Annotated in this window: 13 protein-coding genes, 1 tRNA gene and 2 rRNA genes; 14 read left to right on the top strand and 2 right to left on the bottom strand. The window is 71.8% G+C overall.

Features of this window, described 5'->3' with window-relative positions; translation table 11 throughout:
* From ACH4PY_RS08695 to ACH4PY_RS08710, 4 genes are all read left to right on the top strand, one after another.
* A 23S ribosomal RNA gene (locus ACH4PY_RS08695) occupies positions 1 to 76 on the top strand; the annotation flags it as partial.
* 96 nt (positions 77 to 172) lie between these two features.
* Positions 173 to 289 (top strand): 5S ribosomal RNA (rrf, locus tag ACH4PY_RS08700).
* Positions 290 to 424: 135 nt separating this feature from the next.
* Entirely contained in the window at positions 425 to 1,144 is a 720-nt protein-coding gene (locus ACH4PY_RS08705; RefSeq protein ID WP_398179249.1) for a DegT/DnrJ/EryC1/StrS family aminotransferase, read from the top strand.
* Between the two features lie 95 nt (positions 1,145 to 1,239).
* Positions 1,240 to 1,312 (top strand) — tRNA-Thr (locus tag ACH4PY_RS08710).
* Between the two features lie 71 nt (positions 1,313 to 1,383).
* Here the strand turns inward: ACH4PY_RS08710 and ACH4PY_RS08715 are convergent.
* The gene (locus ACH4PY_RS08715; RefSeq protein ID WP_398177669.1) at positions 1,384 to 4,023 is read right to left on the bottom strand and encodes a SpoIIE family protein phosphatase; all 2,640 of its coding nucleotides are present in this window, start codon (positions 4,021 to 4,023) and stop codon (positions 1,384 to 1,386) included.
* A 340-nt stretch (positions 4,024 to 4,363) separates the two neighbouring features.
* Between ACH4PY_RS08715 and ACH4PY_RS08720 the strand changes: the two genes are divergently transcribed.
* The 10 genes from ACH4PY_RS08720 to ACH4PY_RS08765 all read left to right on the top strand — a co-directional run bounded on the left by ACH4PY_RS08720 (position 4,364) and on the right by ACH4PY_RS08765 (position 19,426).
* Positions 4,364 to 9,760 (top strand): HAMP domain-containing protein, encoded by a 5,397-nt coding sequence (locus ACH4PY_RS08720; protein ID WP_398177672.1) that lies wholly within the window; start codon positions 4,364 to 4,366, stop codon positions 9,758 to 9,760.
* Between the two features lie 235 nt (positions 9,761 to 9,995).
* Entirely contained in the window at positions 9,996 to 10,685 is a 690-nt protein-coding gene (locus ACH4PY_RS08725; protein ID WP_398177675.1) for a two-component system response regulator, read from the top strand.
* A 137-nt stretch (positions 10,686 to 10,822) separates the two neighbouring features.
* Entirely contained in the window at positions 10,823 to 13,561 is a 2,739-nt protein-coding gene (locus ACH4PY_RS08730) for a DNA translocase FtsK (protein WP_398177678.1), read from the top strand.
* Between the two features lie 244 nt (positions 13,562 to 13,805).
* On the top strand, positions 13,806 to 14,615 hold the full coding sequence (locus ACH4PY_RS08735) for a helix-turn-helix domain-containing protein (RefSeq protein ID WP_398177681.1): 810 nt from the start codon (positions 13,806 to 13,808) through the stop codon (positions 14,613 to 14,615).
* Between the two features lie 194 nt (positions 14,616 to 14,809).
* A complete protein-coding gene (rimO, locus tag ACH4PY_RS08740; protein WP_398177683.1) occupies positions 14,810 to 16,327 on the top strand; it encodes a 30S ribosomal protein S12 methylthiotransferase RimO in 1,518 nt (505 codons plus the stop codon).
* Complete coding sequence (gene pgsA / locus ACH4PY_RS08745) at positions 16,324 to 17,178, top strand: CDP-diacylglycerol--glycerol-3-phosphate 3-phosphatidyltransferase (RefSeq protein WP_398177686.1); 855 nt, start codon at positions 16,324 to 16,326, stop codon at positions 17,176 to 17,178. The genes rimO and pgsA overlap by 4 nt, the downstream gene beginning before the upstream one ends.
* Positions 17,175 to 17,657 (top strand): CinA family protein, encoded by a 483-nt coding sequence (locus ACH4PY_RS08750; RefSeq protein WP_398177689.1) that lies wholly within the window; start codon positions 17,175 to 17,177, stop codon positions 17,655 to 17,657. The genes pgsA and ACH4PY_RS08750 overlap by 4 nt, the downstream gene beginning before the upstream one ends.
* 164 nt (positions 17,658 to 17,821) lie before the next feature.
* Entirely contained in the window at positions 17,822 to 18,214 is a 393-nt protein-coding gene (locus tag ACH4PY_RS08755; protein ID WP_398177691.1) for a helix-turn-helix domain-containing protein, read from the top strand.
* 212 nt (positions 18,215 to 18,426) lie between these two features.
* Positions 18,427 to 18,900, top strand: coding sequence for a Dps family protein (locus tag ACH4PY_RS08760; RefSeq protein WP_398177694.1), 474 nt, complete (start codon positions 18,427 to 18,429; stop codon positions 18,898 to 18,900).
* Positions 18,901 to 19,060: 160 nt separating this feature from the next.
* Complete coding sequence (locus tag ACH4PY_RS08765; RefSeq protein WP_398177697.1) at positions 19,061 to 19,426, top strand: hypothetical protein; 366 nt, start codon at positions 19,061 to 19,063, stop codon at positions 19,424 to 19,426.
* A gap of 38 nt (positions 19,427 to 19,464) precedes the next feature.
* Here the strand turns inward: ACH4PY_RS08765 and ACH4PY_RS08770 are convergent, their stop codons facing one another.
* Positions 19,465 to 20,271 carry a DNA-formamidopyrimidine glycosylase family protein gene (locus ACH4PY_RS08770; RefSeq protein ID WP_398177700.1) on the bottom strand — a complete coding sequence of 269 codons (807 nt, stop codon included), beginning with the start codon at positions 20,269 to 20,271 and terminating at the stop codon, positions 19,465 to 19,467.
* Between the last annotated feature and the right edge of the window lie 33 nt (positions 20,272 to 20,304).

A 20,304-nucleotide genomic window follows, 5' to 3' on the forward strand; every position in this document is an offset into this window, starting at 1 on the left:
TGGGTTGATAGGCCGGATGTGGAAGCCCTGTAAGGGGTGGAGCTGACCGGTACTAATAGGCCGAGGGCTTGTCCTCAGTTGCTCGCGTCCACTGTGTGGTTCTGAAACAACCAGCCATCACAATCCCCTGTACGGGTTCATCCCGTGGGTTGTGGTGTGTGTTTCATGGTGTTTCGGTGGTCATAGCGTTAGGGAAACGCCCGGTTACATTCCGAACCCGGAAGCTAAGCCTTTCAGCGCCGATGGTACTGCAGGGGGGACCCTGTGGGAGAGTAGGACACCGCCGAACAAATATTGATGAAGGCCCCGGCCCCGAGCTTTGTCTCGTGGGCCGGGGCCTTTTTCGTTGCCCGTCACCCGGTGTTCACGTCACGCCAGGACGCTGAACGTCCCGAACTGGCGGAGGTGTGGAGACGTGCAGCAGATGACGACTGCCGGACGGCGGCACAGGATCGCTTCGGACACGACGGCCGCCGCGCTGCGCGACGTGCTGGTGGGACTCGGCATAGGCGGCGGAGACGAGGTCATCGTGCCGTCCTTCGGGCCCGGTGCGCCTGCCGATGCCGTACGGCTGGCCGGCGCCGTACCGGTCTTCGCCGACATAGACCCGCGGACGTTCTGCCTCGACCCACAGGCGGTCGAGGCCGGTCTGACGTCCCGGACCGCCGCCATCGTGCCCGTGCACGTCTTCGGACACCCGGCGCCCATGGCGGAGCTGACGGAGCTGGCCGAGCGGCGGGCGCTGGCCCTCGTGGAGGAGGGCGAAATCGCCGACGACGCAGGGGCGGTGGCGCGGCGGCGGGCGCACGCGCGGTTCCTGGACTCGGCGTTGAAGGGCGTGGTCGTGCCCTACACCGCGCCGGGGGCGCACCACCTCTACCACCGCTACACCGTGCGTGTTCCGGGCAACGGGCGGCCCGACCGGGACGCCTTCGCGGCCGCCCTGGCGGCGCGTGGGGTCCGGGCGACGGTGAGTGTGCCCGTACCCGTGCACCGGATGCCGGCGCACCGGTCGGGAGACATGCTGCCCCAGACCGAGCGGGTGGCGGCCGATTCCCTGTCGCTGCCGGTGCATTCCGGCATCACACAGCGGGAGTTGACGCACATCGCGGACACCTGCAACGCGCTCGGTGGGCTCATGTGATCCGGTCCGCCGGGCGGTCGGAGACGCCCGGGTCCGGGGCGGACGGCTGAGTTTCCCGCACAGCCGTTCATGGGCTACGATCTTCCCGTCGACGCGCCCCAATAGCTCAGTCGGTAGAGCGTCTCCATGGTAAGGAGAAGGTCTACGGTTCGATTCCGTATTGGGGCTCTGACAAGGAAAGGCCTCCCGCTGCGAGCGGGAGGCCTTCCTGCTGTCCGGGGACTGGGAGCGCCCGGCGGTCAGTCCTGCGGGAGGGCCGGGACGCGCATCGCCAGGATGGCCATGTCGTCGGACGGGGCGTCGGCGGCGAAGCGTTCGACCGCGCGCTGGATGCGGGCGGCGACGGCGCCCGCGGTGAGGCCGGTGCAGGTGGCGAGCACGTCCGCGAGGCCGTCGTCGCCGAGCATCCGGGTGCCCTCGCGGCGTTCGGTCACGCCGTCCGTGACGCACAGCAGGACGTCGCCCGGGTCGAGGGTCACGGACTGCTCGACGAGTTCCAGGTCGTCCATGACGCCCAGCAGCGGCTGGGGTTCGGCGGCGGGTTCCACCGAGCCGTCGGGGCGCAGACGTAGCGGGAGCGGGTGGCCCGCGCAGACCATGCGCAGCACCGCACTGCCGTCGTGCTGCGGCCACAGCTCGCCGTAGAGGAGGGTCAGGAAGCGGCTGCGGGCGCCTTCGTCGAGGATGGCGGCGTTGAGGCGTTCCAGGACGGCGGGGCCGCCGAAGCCCTCGCGGGCGAGGAGCCGCAGGGCGTGCCGGGCCAGGCCCGTGACGGCGGCGGCTTCCGGGCCGGTGCCGCAGACGTCGCCGATGGCGAAGCCCCAGCAGCCGTCGCGGATGGGGAAGAGGTCGTAGAAGTCGCCGCCGACCTCGTTGCCCTCGCCCGCGGCGCGGTAGACCACCTCGACCTCGACACCGGGGACGCGCGGGAGTTCCGGCGGAAGGAGGCTGCGCTGGAGGGCCTGGCTGATGGCGGTGCGCTCGCTGTAGAGGCGGGCGTTGTCCAGGGCGAGGGCGGCCCGTCGGGAGAGATCCTCGGCCAGTTCCAGGATCTCCTGGCGGAAGCGCTCGTCAGTGGGTTTGCCGAGCGTCAGCATGCCGATGACGCGGTTGCGGGCGACCAGCGGCAGGACGACCGTCTCGCCGCCGACGGCGGCCGCCGTGGCGAGGGCGACACCGGGTGCGCTGACCGGGCGGCCGGGGAGGGTCGCCGCGCCGCTGGGGCCGACGCCGAGGCTGCGCAGCGAGGCGCGCAGGGCGCTGGAGTGGGCGGCGTCGGAGGGCGCGGTCCAGACGCGGGCACCGGGGGTGGGGTCGGGGTCCGGCGGGCGGACCTGGGAGAGCAGGGCCTTGATGCCGTCGATGCGGTCCTCGTCCTCGTGCAGGACGAAGGCGAGTTCCGGTTCGGACTGCTCGGCGATGGTGTAAACGGCGCACCAGCTGGCGAGCGTGGGCACGGTCATCTGCGCCATGAGCGCCAGCGTCTGGTCGCGCTCCAGCGTTCCGGCGAGCAGGTCGGAGGCCTCGACGAGGAAGGACAGCGAGCCGCGGCGGAGCCGCTCCAGTTCGGTCAGCCGGGCGCTCTCGACGGCCAGCGCGATGCGGTCGGCGGCGAACTGGAGCCGCAGCGCCTCCTGGTTGGAGTAGCGGCCCGGGGCCTCCGCGGCCACGCCGAGCGAACCGGTGAGGCGGCCCTCGACCTTGAGCGGCACGGTGACGACGGAGCGCATGCCCGTCCCCGACAGCAGGGGCACGGCGCCGGGGACGGCGGTGAGGTCCTCGTGGACGGCGGGCATGCGGGCGCTGCCGTAGCGGCCGGTCCCTGCCTCGACGGGGACGCGGGCGAAGCGCTGGCGGGCCGAGGGCAGACCGGTGGAGGCGCGGACTTCGAGTTCGGTCTCGTCGTCGGTGGCGAGCAGCAGGTAAGCGGCGTCACCGTCGAGCATGTCGCGGGCGCGTTCCACGGTGCGCTGGAGCAGGCCGTCGAGGTCGTCGGGGGCGGGGGAGCCGATGAAGACCTCGAAGGCGTCGGTGCTCTTGCCGCGCTGCACCAGGCCGGGCTCGGAGGGTGCGGAGCCGCGGGCGGGTGTCTCCAGGATCGCGCGCTCCTCGGCCCGCACCAGCAGGCACACCGTGGAGGGCTCGCCCGCGCTGTCGCGGATGCGCAGGTGCGAGCCGTAGACGGGCACGACGCGGCCGGCGCCGTTGCGCAGCCCGTAGGTTCCTTCCCAGCGGGAGAGCTGGAGGGCCTCGGCGAGGCCGAGGCCGGTGCCGGGGGTCTGCGGCCAGGCGGTGAGGTCGGCGAGGGACTTGCCGACGACGTCGGCGGCGGGGTGGCCGAAGAGCTCGGCCGCGTCGTCGTTCCAGCGGGTGACGGCGCCCTGCCGGTCGATCTGGACGACGGCCACCCGGACCCGCTCGTCGGCCTCGGGGAGGTCGGCGGTGGCCAGCAGCGGGCCGGCCGAGCGCGTCCCCGCGGGGCGTTCGGGCAGGTCGAGCTGGAACCAGACGTGCTTGCCCGCGGCCGTGTACTCCACGCCCCAGCGGCTGGCGAGGGCGGCGCACAGCAGCAGTCCGCGACCGCCTTCGTGGTCGGGGTCGCGGTGCGGGCGGCCGCGTCCCTGGAGCGGCACCTCGCGTTCCGGGTAGTGGTCGGCGACCTCGACGCGTACGGCTGTCTCGTAGCGCAGGCAGCGTACGTCGGCGGCGGTGCCCGCGTGGACGACGGCGTTGGTCACGAGTTCGCTGGTCAGGACGACGGCGTCGTCCACCACGTCGGCGAAGCCCCAGCCGTGCAGTGTGTCGCGTACGAACGCCCTGGCCACGGCGACGGACCTGCCGACCGGTTCGAAGCTGGCCGTTGCCCGAGCCGTGATCACGGATCTCCTCATGACGGATTCGGTGGTCTCCCGCGGACGCCGCGGGCGGGTGCCGGGTACGGTCGCCCGACTGCGCACGCCGCGTCGTCCTGCCATCAGGCAAGGCTAGTGCGTCGCGCTCCGGCCGTCCCGTGGGTGGTCAAACCGGAACGTTCCGCGCCGGATGGGGGGCGTACGCGGGGCGTGCACCCGCGTGTACGGGGGGCGACGGCTCCTAGCGTCAACGCTTCTGTTGCGCACGGGTTACTCCGGATGTTGCGGGCCCGGCAGACGAAAGTGGAAGACTGGAGGGGCCCAACTCGGGTACATGCAGGTCGATCGACCCTCCAGGAGGGACACGGTGGAGTCTGGCGCATCGGCGCGGGGCGCGGTCACGCGTACGAAGAACGGGCGTTCCCGGGCCGGCGGGACCGTAGAGGTCGACGCGGCCGCGCTCTCCAAGCTGCTCTCCGCGCTGTCGGCGATGCGGGACGGCAACTTCCGCCGCCGGCTGACGGTGACCGGCGACGGGGTGATGGCCGAGGTGGCCGCCGTCTTCAACGAGGTCGCCGACCGTAACCAGCACCTCACCGGGGAGCTGGCCCGGGTGCGCCGCGTGGTCGGCCGGGAGGGCAAACTCACCGAGCGGCTGGAGACGGGGGCCTGCGAGGGTGCCTGGGCGGCCGCGATCGAGGCGTCGAACGCGCTGGTGGACGACCTGGTGCGGCCCGTCTCCGAGGTGGGCCGGGTGCTGTCGGCGGTGGCCGAGGGCGACCTGGAACAGCGCATGGACCTGCGGGCGCAGAACGCCGACGGGACCGGGCACCCGCTGCGCGGCGAGTTCCTGAAGGTCGGCCGCACCGTCAACGGCCTGGTGGACCAGCTGTCGGCCTTCACCGACGAGGTGACCCGGGTCGCCCGTGAGGTGGGCACCGAGGGCAAGCTCGGCGGCCAGGCGAAGGTGCGCGGGGTGGCCGGGTCCTGGAAGGACCTGACGGACTCCGTCAACACCATGGCGTACCGCCTGACGGCGCAGCTGCGCGACATCGCCACCGTGACGAACGCGGTGTTCAAGGGTGACCTGTCACGCAAGGTGACCGTGCATGTCGACGGCGAGATGCTGGAGCTGAAGAACACCGTCAACACGATGGTGGACCAGCTCTCGTCCTTCTCCTCCGAGGTGACGCGGGTCGCGCGCGAGGTCGGCACCGAGGGCGAGCTGGGCGGCCAGGCGCAGGTGCCGGGCGTGGCCGGTGTGTGGAAGGACCTCACCGATTCGGTGAACCTGATGGCCGGCAACCTGACGGCCCAGGTCCGCGACATCGCGCAGGTGACGACCGCGGTCGCGAACGGCGACCTGACGCAGAAGATCACCATCGGCGCGCGCGGCGAGGTCGCCCAGCTGGCCGAGACGATCAACGCGATGACCGAGACGCTGCGCACCTTCGCCGACGAGGTCACCCGCGTCGCCGGGGAGATCGGCGCGGAGGGCCAGCTCGGCGGTCAGGCGCAGGTGCCGGGTGCGGCGGGGACGTGGAAGGACCTGACCGATTCGGTCAACACCGCTTTCCGCAACCTGACGGCCCAGGTGCGGGACATCGCGCAGGTGACGACCGCGGTCGCGGGCGGTGACCTGTCGCAGAAGGTCACGGTGGACGTCTCCGGCGAGATGCTGGAGCTGAAGAACACCGTCAACACCATGGTCGACCAGCTGTCGGCGTTCGGCGCCGAGGTGACGCGGGTGGCCCGCGAGGTCGGCGTCGAGGGCATCCTCGGCGGTCAGGCGCAGGTGCCGGGTGCGGCGGGGACGTGGAAGGACCTGACGGATTCGGTCAACACCGCCTTCCGCAACCTGACCGGGCAGGTCCGCAACATCGCCCAGGTCACGACGGCGGTCGCCAACGGCGATCTGTCGCAGAAGGTCACGGTGGACGTCTCCGGCGAGATGCTGGAGCTGAAGAACACCGTGAACCGCATGGTGGACCAGCTCGGCTCGTTCGCCGCCCAGGTGACGCGGATGGCCACCGACGTGGGCACGGAGGGGCGCCTCGGCGGCCAGGCCCGCGTGGACGGGGTCAGCGGCACGTGGAAGGACCTGACCGACTCCGTCAACTTCATGGCCGGCAACCTGACCTCTCAGGTGCGGCAGATCGCCCAGGTCACGACGGCGGTGGCGCGCGGTGACCTGTCGCAGAAGATCGACGTGGACGCGCGTGGCGAGATCCTGGAGCTGAAGAACACCATCAACACGATGGTGGACCAGCTGTCGTCCTTCGCCGAGCAGGTCACGCGGGTGGCGCGCGAGGTGGGCACCGACGGGCGGCTGGGCGGTCAGGCACAGGTGCCGGGCGTGGCCGGCGTGTGGCGCGACCTCACCGACTCGGTGAACTTCATGGCCGGCAACCTGACGGCCCAGGTCCGCAACATCGCCCAGGTCGCCACCGCGGTCGCCCGCGGTGACCTGTCGCAGAAGATCGACGTGGACGCGCGCGGCGAGATCCTGGAGCTGAAGAACACCCTCAACACGATGGTGGACCAGCTGTCGTCCTTCGCCGAGCAGGTCACGCGGGTGGCGCGCGAGGTGGGCACCGAGGGCATCCTCGGCGGCCAGGCCGAGGTCAAGGGCGTCAGCGGGACGTGGAAGGACCTGACCCAGTCCGTCAACTTCATGGCGAACAACCTGACCAGCCAGGTCCGCAACATCGCCGACGTCACCAACGCGGTCGCCCAGGGCGACCTGTCGCGGAAGATCACCGTCGACGCCAAGGGCGAGATCCTCGCGCTGGTCACGACGGTGAACACCATGGTGGACACGCTGTCGGCGTTCGGCGACGAGGTGACCCGGGTGGCCCGCGAGGTCGGCACCGAGGGCCAGCTCGGCGGCCAGGCCCGGGTGCGGGACGCGTCGGGCATCTGGAAGGACCTGACCGACAACGTCAACCTGATGGCGAACAACCTGACCGGCCAGGTGCGGTCGATCTCCTCGGTGGCCACCGCGGTCGCCAACGGAGACCTGACCAAGAAGATCACCGTCGAGGCGCGCGGCGAGGTCGCGCAGCTCGCCGAGACCATCAACACGATGGTGGACACGCTGTCGGCGTTCGGTGACGAGGTGACCCGGGTGGCCCGCGAGGTGGGCACCGAGGGCATCCTGGGCGGCCAGGCGCGCGTCCCGGGCGTCGCGGGGACGTGGAAGGACCTGACGGAGTCCGTCAACGGCATGGCGTCGAACCTGACGGGCCAGGTGCGGCAGATCGCGCAGGTGACGACGGCGGTCGCGCGCGGCGACCTGTCCAAGAAGATCGACGTGGACGCGCGCGGCGAGATCCTGGAGCTCAAGACGACCATCAACACGATGGTCGGCCAGCTCTCCGCCTTCGGTGACGAGGTCACGCGGGTCGCGCGCGAGGTGGGTACGGAAGGACGGCTCGGCGGCCAGGCCCGGGTGCCCGGGGTATCGGGCATCTGGAAGGACCTCACCGAGTCGGTGAACCTGATGGCCAACAACCTGACCAGCCAGGTCCGCAACATCGCCCAGGTCGCCACCGCGGTGACCCGCGGCGACCTCAACCTGCGCATCGACGTGGACGCGGCGGGCGAGATCCTGGAGCTCCAGGACTACATCAACACGATGATCGTGCGCCTGCGCGAGACCACGCTGGCCAACAAGGAGCAGGACTGGCTCAAGGGCAACCTGGCCCGTATCTCCGGCCTCATGCAGGGCCGCCGCGACCTCGGCGACGTGGCCGCCCTGATCATGAGCGAGCTGACACCGGTCGTCTCCGCCCAGCACGGCGCCTTCTACCTCGCCGAGGACACCACGGAGGTCGGCGAGGAGTACGAGCTGCGGCTGCGCGGCAGCTACGGATTCTCGCGCCGCGCCATGTCGACGGTCTTCCTGCCCGGCGAGGGGCTCATCGGGCAGGCCGCGGTGGAGAAGCGGCCGATTCTCATCGAGAACGTCCCGCCGGGTTATCTGAAGATCACCTCGGGGCTCGGCGAGGCACCGCCGGCGCATGTGATCGTGCTGCCGGTGCTGTTCGAGGGCCGGGTGCTCGGCGTCATCGAACTGGCGGCTTTCCAGCCGCTCACGGAGATCCAGAAGGACTTCCTCAACCAGATCACCGACATCATCGCCATCAGTGTCAACACGATCAGTGTCAACACCAAGACCGAGTATCTGCTCAAGCAGTCGCAGGAACTGACCGAGCAGTTGCAGGAACGGTCGGGCGAACTGGAGAACCGGCAGCGCGCGCTGCAGCTCTCCAACGCGGAACTGGAGGAGAAGGCCGAACTCCTGGCCCGGCAGAACCGCGACATCGAGGTCAAGAACACCGAGATCGAAGAGGCCCGGCAGGTCCTGGAGGAGCGGGCGGAACAGCTCGCGGTCTCGATGCGCTACAAGTCCGAATTCCTCGCCAACATGTCGCACGAACTGCGCACCCCGCTGAACTCGCTGCTCATCCTGGCGAAACTGCTCGCCGACAACGGCGACGGCAATCTGTCGCCCAAGCAGGTCGAATTTGCCGAGACGATCCACAGCGCCGGTTCGGACCTGCTGCAGCTGATCAACGACATCCTGGACCTGTCGAAGGTCGAGGCGGGCAAGATGGACGTCTCGCCGACACGTATCGCCCTGGTGCAGCTCGTCGACTACGTGGAGGCCACCTTCCGGCCGCTCACGGCGGAGAAGGGCCTGGACTTCTCGGTGCGGGTCTCGCCGGAGCTGCCGGTGACGCTGCACACCGACGAGCAGCGGCTGCTGCAGGTGCTGCGCAACCTGCTGTCGAACGCGGTCAAGTTCACCGACAGCGGCTCGGTGGAGCTGGTGATCAGGCCGGCCGGCAGCGAGGTGCCGCAGTCGATCCGCGAGCAGCTGCTGGAGGCGGGCACGCTGCGCAGCCCCGACCAGCCGCTCATCGCCTTCTCGGTCACCGACACCGGTATCGGCATCGCGGCCGGCAAGATGCGGGTGATCTTCGAGGCGTTCAAGCAGGCGGACGGCACGACCAGCCGCAAGTACGGCGGTACGGGCCTGGGCCTGTCGATCAGCCGCGAGATCGCCCGGCTGCTCGGCGGCGAGATCCACGCCGACAGCCAGCCGGGCCGCGGCTCGACCTTCACGCTGTACCTCCCGCTGAGCCTGGGCCGGGACGCCGACATCCCGCAGGCGACCCCGCAGCTGCCGGCCGGCGCCGGCGACCAGGAGGGCGCCGCGGGCGGCCGTACCCGCAGCCCCGGCAGCAGCCTGGCCCGGCTGCGCCGCCGCTCGGCCCTGCAGGCCGCGCAGCCCGCCGCCGCGGTGGAGAGCGGCGAGGAGACGGCTTCCGGGCAGTGGGCGGAGCACGGCGAGCCGGGGGAGTCGCGCTTCACCGGCGGATTCCACGGTGAGAAGGTGCTCATCGTCGACGACGACATCCGCAACGTCTTCGCGCTCACCAGCGTCCTGGAGCAGCACGGGCTGACGGTGCTCTATGCCGAGAACGGCCGTGAGGGCATCGAGGTGCTGGAACAGCACGACGACATCGCGATCGTGCTGATGGACATCATGATGCCGGAGATGGACGGATACGCCACGACCACGGCGATCCGCAAGATGCCGCAGTTCGCCGGGCTGCCGATCATCGCGCTGACGGCCAAGGCGATGAAGGGCGACCGGGAGAAGAGCATCGAGTCGGGAGCTTCGGACTATGTCGCGAAACCGGTGGACACCGACCACCTGCTCAGCCTCATGGAACAGTGGATGCACTCACGCTGAGCAAGAAAGTTGAATTTTTTCCGACCGGAGGGTCCCTCACACGTGTGAGGGCGCGAGGATGAGGGAACCTTCTCGTCTCCGCCCGCGTTTTCGGTGCGTGGTGAGTGACGTGACGGTGACAGGGTGTGGCGAACGGCGGGGTGCGGCTACCATGACCGGCACAAGGACGGGCGGCGCGACGGAGTCGTCCCTGGGGGCGGCGACCGGTGTGATGCCGGGGCGAGGAGGGCGGGCCATGGTGCAGAAGGCCAAGATCCTCCTGGTCGATGACCGGCCGGAGAACCTGCTGGCGCTGGAGGCGATTCTCTCGGCGCTCGATCAGACTCTGGTCAGGGCATCGTCCGGGGAGGAAGCGCTCAAAGCGCTGCTCACCGATGATTTCGCGGTGATCCTGCTCGACGTGCAGATGCCGGGCATGGACGGCTTCGAGACGGCGGCGCACATCAAGCGGCGGGAGCGGACACGGGACATCCCGATCATCTTCCTGACCGCGATCAACCACGGCCCGCACCACACCTTCCGGGGTTACGCGGCGGGCGCGGTCGACTACATCTCGAAGCCCTTCGACCCGTGGGTGCTGCGGGCCAAGGTGTCGGTGTTCGTCGACCTGTACATGAAGAACTGCCAGCTGCGCGAGCAGGCCGCGCTGCTGCGGCTGCAACTGGAGCAGGGCGCGCCCTCGGGTACGGGCTCGGACGGCTCGAAGGAGCCCGCGGGTCTGCTCGCCGAGCTGTCCGCGCGGCTGGCCGCCGTCGAGGAGCAGGCCGAGGCGCTGGGCAAGCAGCTGGGCGAGTCCTCGGACGCGGCCGCGGTGGCCACCGCGGCCCACCTGGAGCGCAAGCTGACCGGCCTGCGCCGCGCGCTGGACGCGCTCGACCCGGGCAGCGGCGGCGGGATCGTACGGCAGTCCGCCGGCGGCGAGTAGCGCCGTCGGCGCCGCCGGGGCCCTGTGGCAACGGAGGTTGACGCCGGGTCAACGGGGCCGCGGGAACCGTCCGACACGAACGGGCGTATCCGCAGGGGCACGTGTTCACCGATCACAAGGGCGGTAACCTCGGCACCATGGCCTCACGTACGTCCGGCACCGCCAAGAAAGCCCCGGCGAAGCCTGCGGCCAAGAAGCCCGCCGCGAAGAAGACCGCGGCCAAGAGCGCCGCGAAACCGCCCGCCAAGAAGGCGGCAGCGGCGCCCAAGCCCGCGCCGAAACCGGCGCCGTCGCCGACCAGCGGCATCCTGCGGATGTTCCGCGCGCTGTGGCTGGGCCTCGCCCACGCGGTCGGCGCGATCTTCCGGAGCATAGGGCGCGGTGCCCGCGGACTCGACCCCGCGCACCGCAAGGACGGCCTGGGCCTGCTGCTGCTGGGTCTCACCCTGGTGGTCGCCGCAGGGACCTGGTCGAATCTGCGCGGCCCCGTCGGCGACCTGGTAGAGCTGCTGGTCACCGGCGCCTTCGGACGGCTGGACCTGCTGGTGCCGCTCATGCTCGGCGCGGTCGCGGTACGCCTCATGCGGCACCCGGAGCAGCCCGAGGCCAACGGCCGGATCGTGATCGGCCTGTCCGCCCTCGCCATCGGCATCCTCGGGCTGATCCACGTGGCCTGCGGCTCGCCCGCCCGGAGCGACGGGGCCACCGCGCTGCGCGACGCCGGCGGCCTGATCGGCTGGGCCGCCGCCTCGCCGCTCGTCTACACCGTCGGCGGTTTCCTGGCGGCGCCGCTGCTGCTGCTGGTCACCGTCTTCGGGCTGCTCGTCGTCACCGCCACCCCGGTGCACGCCGTGCCGCGGCGGCTGCGGGCCGCCGGCGCCAGGGTCGGCCTGTACGCGGCGCCGCCGGACCCCGAGGCCGTACCGCTGGAGGAGTTCTTCGACGAGGACGAGGCGGCCGGCGCGGCCGAGCCCGAGGATCTGTCGCCGGTGCGCCGGCTGCCCCGGCGGGCGGCCAAGCGGGACGAGCCGTACGACATGGAGAGCGAGGGCGCCGACACGTCCGCCGATCCGGCCGCGGGACTGCCCGCCGAGCCGCCCGCGGACGAGCCCCGGCCGCGTCGCAGGCCGCGCCGCCGCAGCGAGGAGCTGCCCGCCGCGCAGGGGGACGCGCCGGACGCGGTCGACGTGGCCGCCGCCGCGGCCGCTGCGCTGGACGGCGCGGTGCTGCACGGCCTGCAGCCGTCGCCGCTGGTGGCCGACCTGACCAGCAACCTGCGCAAGCCGGTACCCGCCGCCCGCGCGCAGGAGGACACCGGCTCGGACGGCGTGCCCGACCTGACCAAGCAGAGCGCCGAGGCGGGCGAGCCGCTGCCGCCGCGCGCCGAGCAGCTCCAGCTCTCCGGCGACATCACGTACGCGCTGCCGTCGCTCGACCTGCTGGAGCGCGGCGGCCCCGGCCGTACCCGCAGCGCCGCCAACGACGCGGTGGTGGCGGCGCTCACCCAGGTCTTCAAGGAGTTCAAGGTCGACGCGGTGGTGACCGGCTTCACCCGCGGGCCGACGGTCACCCGTTACGAGGTGGAGCTGGGCGCGGCGGTCAAGGTCGAGCGGATCACCGCGCTGGCCAAGAACATCGCCTACTCCGTCGCCAGCCCCGATGTGCGGATCATCAGCCCGATCCCCGGCAAGTCCGCGGTCGGCATCGAGATCCCGAACAGCGACCGCGAGATGGTCAACCTCGGCGACGTGCTGCGCTCGGCCGACGCCGCGGGTGAGGACCATCCGATGACGGTGGCGCTCGGCAAGGACGTCGAGGGCGGCTATGTGATGGCCAACCTCGCGAAGATGCCGCACGTGCTGGTGGCCGGTGCGACCGGCTCCGGCAAGTCCTCGTGCATCAACTGCCTGATCACCTCGGTCCTGGCGCGTGCGACGCCGGACGAGGTGCGCATGGTGCTGGTCGACCCCAAGCGCGTCGAGCTGACCGCCTACGAGGGCATTCCGCACCTGGTCACGCCGATCATCACCAACCCCAAGCGGGCCGCCGAGGCTCTGCAGTGGGTGGTGCGCGAGATGGACCTGCGCTACGACGACCTGGCGGCGTTCGGCTTCCGGCACATCGACGACTTCAACGCCGCCGTGCGCTCGGGGCGCGCCAAGACCCCGGAGGGCAGCGAGCGGGAGCTGTCGCCGTACCCGTACCTGCTGGTGATCGTGGACGAGCTGGCCGATCTGATGATGGTCGCGCCGCGCGACGTCGAGGACTCGATCGTCCGGATCACGCAGCTGGCCCGGGCGGCGGGCATCCACCTGGTGCTCGCCACCCAGCGGCCCAGCGTCGACGTCGTGACGGGGCTGATCAAGGCGAACGTGCCCTCGAGGCTGGCGTTCGCGACGTCGTCGCTCGCCGACAGCCGGGTCATCCTGGACCAGCCCGGTGCCGAGAAGCTGATCGGAAAGGGTGACAGCCTGTTCCTGCCGATGGGCGCGAACAAGCCGATCCGGATGCAGGGCGCCTTCGTCACCGAGGACGAGGTCGCCAAGGTCGTCGACCACTGCAAGGGGCAGCTCACCCCGACCTACCGTACGGACGTCACCGTCGGCAGCGGGCCGAAGAAGGAGATCGACGAGGAGATCGGCGACGACCTGGACCTTCTGTGCCAGGCCGCGGAGCTGGTGGTCTCCACGCAGTTCGGCTCGACGTCGATGTTGCAGCGAAAGCTGCGTGTGGGCTTCGCCAAGGCGGGCAGGCTCATGGACCTGATGGAGTCGCGCGGCATCGTCGGTCCCAGCGAGGGGTCGAAGGCGCGCGACGTGATGGTGAAGGCGGACGAACTGGACGGGGTCCTGGCCGAGATCCGCGGCGGGGCCTGACCGGACGGTCGGGGCAGGCGCCACCGCGGACCTGTGGTCCGCGGGCGGCGGCCCGCCGCGACACGCGGTGGCGGCGGAAAACCGATCGGATTCTTCGGGCAACCGTTTGATCTGTTCGTACGTCAACTTCGGCAGGGAAGGCGGCATCCTGATGGCGTACACATTTTCGCCGCCCGCTTGCCCCGCGGTTTCGGCACCCTCTTAGACTGATCCCCCAGCGGCTGCACGTTCGAAAGGCGCCCTCGTGTCCCTCGGCAACCCGCCCACCGAAGACCGGCCTTCGGTCGGTCACGCCCTCGCCCAGGCCCGAATCGCCGCCGGACTGTCCGTCGACGAGGTCAGCACCGTCACCCGGGTGCGCGTCCCCATCGTGCAGTCGATCGAGCAGGACGACTTCTCGCGCTGCGGCGGTGACGTCTACGCCCGCGGCCACATCCGTACGCTGGCCCGCGCCGTGGGACTCGACCCCGAGCCGCTGATCGCGCAGTACGCGGCGGAGCACGGCACCGAGGTCGTGCCGACCCCGGTCGCCCCGGTCTACTCCAACGAGCGCATCAAGTCCGAGCCGCGCCGGCCCAACTGGACCGCCGCCATGGTCGCCGCGATCGTCGCCGTGATCGGCTTCGTCGGCTACACCGCCTTCACCGGCGGAAACGACGGCAAGACCCCCAAGGCCGACCCCGCGCCGCCGACCCCGAGCAGTACCAGCACCACCCCCAGCGTGCAGACGACGCAGGGCACCATGCCGCCCTCGCCCGACCCGACCGGCAGCGCCATCGCCGCGGCGCCCCCCGGCAAGGTCACCGTCAAGATCACCGCGGAGGACGGCGCCAGCTGGGTGCAGGCCACCGACCACAACGGCAAGCGGCTCTACCAGGGCTCGCTCCTCAAGGGCGACTCGCAGACCTTCACCGACGACAAGAAGATCAAGCTGATCGTCGGCAACGCCGGAGCGGTGCAGCTCTTCGTCAACGGCAAGGACCTCGGCCCGGCCGGTGACAGCGGCCAGGTGGTCCGGCTCACCTACACCCCCGGCGACCCGACCCAGGGCTGACCGCCGCCGACACGTGCCGCCGTACCCGCGGGTACGGCGCCCCCCCGGTGTCCGGCGCACGCCGGGTCGCGGGTCCGGTGCAGGTCGGGAGCTTCCGCGGCGCTCGCGCCGGGCCCGTACGGTGCCGGGGAAGGGATCCGGCCGTAACCGACGAGGCGGGAGGGGTCCGACAGGGCAGCGGGTAGTCTGAGTGCATGCCCGAACCCCGTACCGTCGCCCTTGTCACGCTCGGATGCGCCCGTAACGAAGTGGACTCGGAAGAGCTCGCCGGACGGCTGGCGGCGGACGGCTGGCGGCTCGTCGAGGACGCCGCGGACGCCGACGTGGCGGTCGTCAACACCTGCGGCTTCGTCGAGGCTGCCAAGAAGGACTCCGTCGACGCCCTGCTGGAAGCCAACGACCTCAAGGAGCACGGCCGCACCCAGGCCGTCGTCGCCGTCGGCTGCATGGCGGAACGCTACGGCAAGGAGCTGGCCGACGCGCTGCCCGAAGCAGACGGCGTCCTCGGCTTCGACGACTACGCCGACATCTCCGACCGGCTGCGCACCATCCTGGGCGGCGGCGTCCACGCCCCGCACACTCCGCGCGACCGGCGCAAGCTGCTGCCGATCAGTCCCGCCGAGCGCCAGTCGTCAACCGTGGCGCTGCCGGGTCACTCGCAAGAGGGTCACCCGGACGGCGGTATCGCGGAGGCCGCCGACGGCCCCTCCGCGGACCTCGCCGACCTCCCCGCCGGTGTCGCCCCCGCCTCCGGGCCGCGCCCGCCGCTGCGGCGCCGGCTCGACTCGGGACCGGTCGCCTCGGTGAAGCTCGCCTCCGGCTGCGACCGCCGCTGCACCTTCTGCGCGATCCCGTCCTTCCGCGGCTCGTTCATCTCCCGCCGCCCCTCCGACGTCCTCGGCGAGACCCGCTGGCTCGCGGGCGAGGGCGTCCGCGAGGTCATGCTGGTGAGCGAGAACAACACCTCGTACGGCAAGGACCTGGGCGACATCCGCCTGCTGGAGACGCTGCTGCCGGAACTCGCCGCGGTCGAGGGCGTCGAACGCGTCCGGGTCAGCTACCTCCAGCCTGCCGAGCTGCGCCCCGGGCTCATCGACGTACTGACCTCCACGCCCGGCGTGGTGCCCTACTTCGACCTGTCCTTCCAGCACTCCGCCCCCGGCGTGCTGCGCGCGATGCGGCGCTTCGGCGACACCGAGCGCTTCCTCGACCTGCTCGCCACCATCCGCGCCAAGGCGCCGCAGGCGGGTGTGCGGTCCAACTTCATCGTCGGTTTCCCCGGCGAGAGCGAGGAAGACCTCGCCGAGCTGGAACGCTTCCTCGGCGCCGCGCGCCTGGACGCGATCGGCGTGTTCGGCTACTCCGACGAGGAGGGCACCGAGGCCGCCGGCTTCGACGGCAAGCTCGACGAGGACGTGGTCGCCGCCCGGCTGGCCCGCGTCTCCCGGCTCGCCGAGGAGCTGACCGCGCAGCGCGCCGAGGAGCGCGTCGGGGACACCGTCCAGGTGCTCGTCGAGGCCGTGGACGAGGAGACCGGCGAGATCACCGGGCGGGCCGACCACCAGGCGCCGGAGACGGACGGGCAGGTCCTGCTCGTCCCCGCCGCCGGCGGCGGGCGGATCCGGCTCGGTGACTTCGTGACGGCCAAGGTCACCGGGTCGCAGGGCGTCGACCTGGTGGCCGAGCCGCTGGGCGCGGCGGTGGGCAGATGAGCGGAGCGCCCGCGCCGGCGGCCTCCACACCGCCCTCCTCCTCGTCGTCCGCCGCGGGCGGGGCCTCCGCCGTCGGGGCGGGCCGGGCGGGGGCCACGGTGGCACCCGAGGAACTGCTCGTCCCGGCCGCGGACGGTGTGCCCGTGGCCAAGGCGGGGCTGTGGAACATCGCCAACCTGCTGACGATGACCCGGCTGGTGCTCGTGCCGGGCTTCGTGCTGCTGCTCGTGCACGACGGCGGCGACGACCCCGCGTGGCGCTCCTTCGCCTGGGCGGCGTTCGCCGTCGCCATGATCACCGACCTCTTCGACGGCGAGCTCGCCCGGCGCTACGGTCTGGTCACCGACTTCGGCAAGATCGCCGACCCGATCGCCGACAAGGCCATCATGGGCGCCGCCCTCATCGGCCTGTCGGCACTCGGCGACCTGCCCTGGTGGGTGACCGCCGTGATCCTCTTCCGGGAGCTGGGCATCACGCTGATGCGCTTCTGGGTGATCCGGCACGGGGTGATCCCGGCGAGCCGCGGCGGCAAGCTCAAGACGCTCACGCAGGGCGTCGCCGTGGGGATGTACATCCTGGTGCTCACCGGCCCGCTGGCCAGCCTGCGGGCATGGCTGATGGGCGCCGCGGTGGTGCTCACCGTCGTGACGGGACTGGACTACGTGCGGCAGGCCGTCGTCCTGCGGCGCGCGGGCCTCGCGGCCGAGCGGGCGGCACGCCTGGCGGTGGCCGCGACGGACCCCGGTACGGCGGAGTCGGCGGCGGGACCGGGCGCGGGCGCCGCCGGGACGGCCGAGGCGGGCGGTACGGGTTCCGCGGAGGCCGCGGACCGGCCGGGGGACGACGGATGACCGGTACGGCCGAGGAGGTGCTGCGGCTCCTGGAGGAGCGGGGCCGGACCCTCGCGGTGGCGGAGTCGCTGACCGGGGGCCTGCTGGCCGCGGCGCTGACGGGCGTGGCAGGCGCCTCCCGGAGCTTCCGCGGCTCGGTCACGGCGTACGCGACGCCCCTCAAGCAGCAGCTGCTGGGCGTGGACGGAACACTGCTCGCCGCGCGGGGCGCGGTGGACGCCCAGGTCGCGCGGGAGATGGCCGAGGGCGTACGGCGCCTGCTCGGCGCGGACTGGGGCGCCGCCACCACCGGGGTCGCCGGGCCGGACCCGCAGGACGGGCAGCCGGTGGGCACTGTGTTCGTGGCCGTCGCCGGACCGGACGGGACTGCCGAGGTCGCTCCGCTGCGGCTCACCGGGGACCGCGCCGCGATCCGCCGCGCATCGGTCGCGGCCGTCCTCGATCTGCTGGCCGAGACACTGCGGAAGTCCTCGGAATAACCGGCCCGGTGTGCGTTCGGCGGCCCCAGGAAGGGAAGAAGAGCGGGAGAGACGATGTTTGCAGCCCTGAGTGAACACGACTTCGCGCCCCGCACGGCCAGTGCCTGAGGCGGTACGGTGGGGCGAGAAGGATGCGGTACCGCGATCCGAGGAGGGAGCCACCGATGATTCTGCTCCGTCGCCTGCTGGGTGACGTGCTGCGTCGGCAGCGCCAGCGTCAGGGCCGCACCCTGCGTGAGGTCTCCTCGTCCGCCCGGGTCTCGCTCGGCTATCTGTCGGAGGTCGAGCGGGGGCAGAAGGAGGCGTCCTCCGAACTGCTCTCCGCGATCTGCGAGGCTCTGGACGTCCCGATGTCGGAAGTGATGCGCGAGGTCAGCGACGATCTGTCGCTCGCCGAGCTGGCGCAGTCCGCGGCGTCCGAGTCCGCCACCGCCCCCATGCGGCCGCTGCTCGGTACCGTCACGTCGGTCACTTCCGTCACGTCCACGCCGGACGAGCGGATCACCATCAAGGCGCCGAAGAAGTCCGCCGAGGCCGTGGACGTCGTCGCGGCCTGAGGCCGTCACCCCGTCCTCCGGGCCGGAGGGCGGCGTCACGTCGGCCTCGTATTCCTCAGATCCGCCGCCGGGCAGCTGCCCGGCGGCGGATCTGCCTTTGCCGTGTTCGGAAACGCAGGGCAGGGTAGGCGGAGAGGACCAGAAAGCGGTCGAATCCGGTCCGATCCGGATTCGACGGCGTCCCTTTCGTGTTCATCCGCTGGGAGAACCGCATGAGTGTCGTGAAGAGTCCGCTGTCCGAACAGGACCGCAAGGTCGTCGGGGATTCCCTCCAAGGCGCGCTGGTCGACCTCCTCGACCTGTCGCTGGTGGCCAAGCAGGTGCACTGGAACGTGGTGGGACCGCGCTTCCGCTCCATCCACCTCCAGCTCGACGAGGTGGTGGACAGCGCACGCGCCCATTCCGACACCGTGGCCGAGCGGGCCTCGGCGATCGGTGTCTCGGCGGACGGCAGGGCCGGAACGATCGCCAAGACCAGCGGCATCGACGCGGTCACCAACGGCTGGGTCAAGGACACCGAGGTCGTCGAGATCATGGTGGCGGCGCTGCACGCCGTCATCACGCGGATGCGCCAGCGCATCGAGGTGACCGCCGACCCGGACCCGGTCAGCCAGGACCTGCTCATCGGCCTCACCGCGGACCTGGAGAAGTTCCACTGGATGTTCCAGGCCGAGAACAGCTCCTGACCGCGCCCGTCACCCGTCGGTGCCCCCTGCGGGAGGTCCGGCCGGGCCCGTACCGCGGGCGGCTGCGACGGGCGGCCGTGTCCCGCGGACTCGGGGAATCGACTCGGGGAATCGGGGGCTCGCGTACTCGGGGTCCACTCGGGGTCGGAAGGAGGCGGCCATGCGACCGCTTCGAGCACTCCCGGAATTCCCTGCTCCGCCGTCCGCCGCCGCCGTTCTTTCGCCGGTCGGCGCTCCTGCGGGGGCGCTGCCCGGTGGTTCCCCCTCGGACAGGTGCCCGCGCGGCAGGCGGCGGCTGCGCTGTGTGATCGGGCTGATCGGCGGAGTGCTGTGGTGGGGGGCGGTGCTGGGGCTCGCCGCAGGGCGGGCCCCGGTGCTGCCCTGGCTGAGCGCGGTCGCTGCGGGGGGCTGGGGCCTCGGCCTCATACCGCTGCACGCGGTGCCCGCGCACGTCCGCCGTACCCGCGCCGCCCGTTCCCGGGGCGACCGCTCGCGGGCCGCGCCCGGCGCAGGTGAGCAGGCCTGACGGCGCGGCGCAGGTGAGGTCCGGTCTCGGTCCGGGCCTCAGGGCGCGTCGCCGGGCACGGGACCGCGCTGGCACTTCGGGCACCAGTACGCCACCCGCCGCTGGTCGGCGGGCCCGTGCTCGCCACCGCGCACGGGGGTGCCGCAGCGCAGGCACGGGCGGTGCGCCCGGCCGTAGACCCAGTGCGTACGGCCCCGCCGGGCGTCCCCGGTCGTCACATGGCCGGGGCGCGCCTTGTTCGCCTCCAGCAGCCGCTTCGCCAGCAGCACCAGCTTCTCCGGCCCCGGTACCTCCCCGAACGGGGTCCACGGCGTCACCCCGCGCAGAAAGCACAGCTCGGCCACGTAGACGTTGCCGATCCCGGCAAGATTGCGCTGGTCCAGCAGTGCCTCACCCACCGGCCGCTCCGGCTCCGCGGCCAGCCGCCGCAACGCCTCCGCCGGATCCCACCCAGGACCGAGCAGATCCGGCCCCAGATGGCCCACGACCTGCGACTCGTCCGCGGTGGCCAGCAGCGCCAGCACCGGCAGCCGGTAGCCGACGGCCGTCCGCTCCGCCGTCTCCAGCACAGCCCGCACCTGGTGCTCGGCCCCACCCCGCCAGCGCTCACCCGGCGCGTAGAGGTGCCAGGCGCCGTCCATCCGCAGATGCGAGTGCAGCGTCGCGTCGCCGTCCAGCCGGGTCATCAGGTGCTTGCCGCGCGGTACGACCTCCAGGACGCGGCGCCCCGCCAGATCGACGGTGGCCAGCTGCGGCACCCGCAGATCCGCGCGCACCAGCGGGTGCCCTGCCAGCGCGGCATGCAACCGGTGGGCGGTCAGCCAGACCGTGTCTCCTTCAGGCACCCCTCCATGATGCCGTGCCGGTCACCGCGTCGA

Origin of the sequence: Streptomyces sp. NPDC021224 (genome assembly GCF_044332905.1) — a bacterium.
Taxonomy (GTDB): Bacteria; Actinomycetota; Actinomycetes; order Streptomycetales; family Streptomycetaceae; genus Actinacidiphila.

Bases quoted from the DNA above. Each gene is read 5' to 3' on its own strand.
- pgsA (WP_398177686.1), top strand. From the start codon at position 16,324: ATGAGCGGAGCGCCCGCGCCGGCGGCCTCCACACCGCCCTCCTCCTCG.
- ACH4PY_RS08725 (WP_398177675.1), top strand. From the start codon at position 9,996: ATGGTGCAGAAGGCCAAGATCCTCCTGGTCGATGACCGGCCGGAGAAC.
- ACH4PY_RS08705 (WP_398179249.1), top strand. From the start codon at position 425: ATGACGACTGCCGGACGGCGGCACAGGATCGCTTCGGACACGACGGCC.
- ACH4PY_RS08760 (WP_398177694.1), top strand. From the start codon at position 18,427: ATGAGTGTCGTGAAGAGTCCGCTGTCCGAACAGGACCGCAAGGTCGTC.
- ACH4PY_RS08730 (WP_398177678.1), top strand. From the start codon at position 10,823: ATGGCCTCACGTACGTCCGGCACCGCCAAGAAAGCCCCGGCGAAGCCT.
- ACH4PY_RS08755 (WP_398177691.1), top strand. From the start codon at position 17,822: ATGATTCTGCTCCGTCGCCTGCTGGGTGACGTGCTGCGTCGGCAGCGC.
- ACH4PY_RS08765 (WP_398177697.1), top strand. From the start codon at position 19,061: ATGCGACCGCTTCGAGCACTCCCGGAATTCCCTGCTCCGCCGTCCGCC.
- rimO (WP_398177683.1), top strand. From the start codon at position 14,810: ATGCCCGAACCCCGTACCGTCGCCCTTGTCACGCTCGGATGCGCCCGT.
- ACH4PY_RS08750 (WP_398177689.1), top strand. From the start codon at position 17,175: ATGACCGGTACGGCCGAGGAGGTGCTGCGGCTCCTGGAGGAGCGGGGC.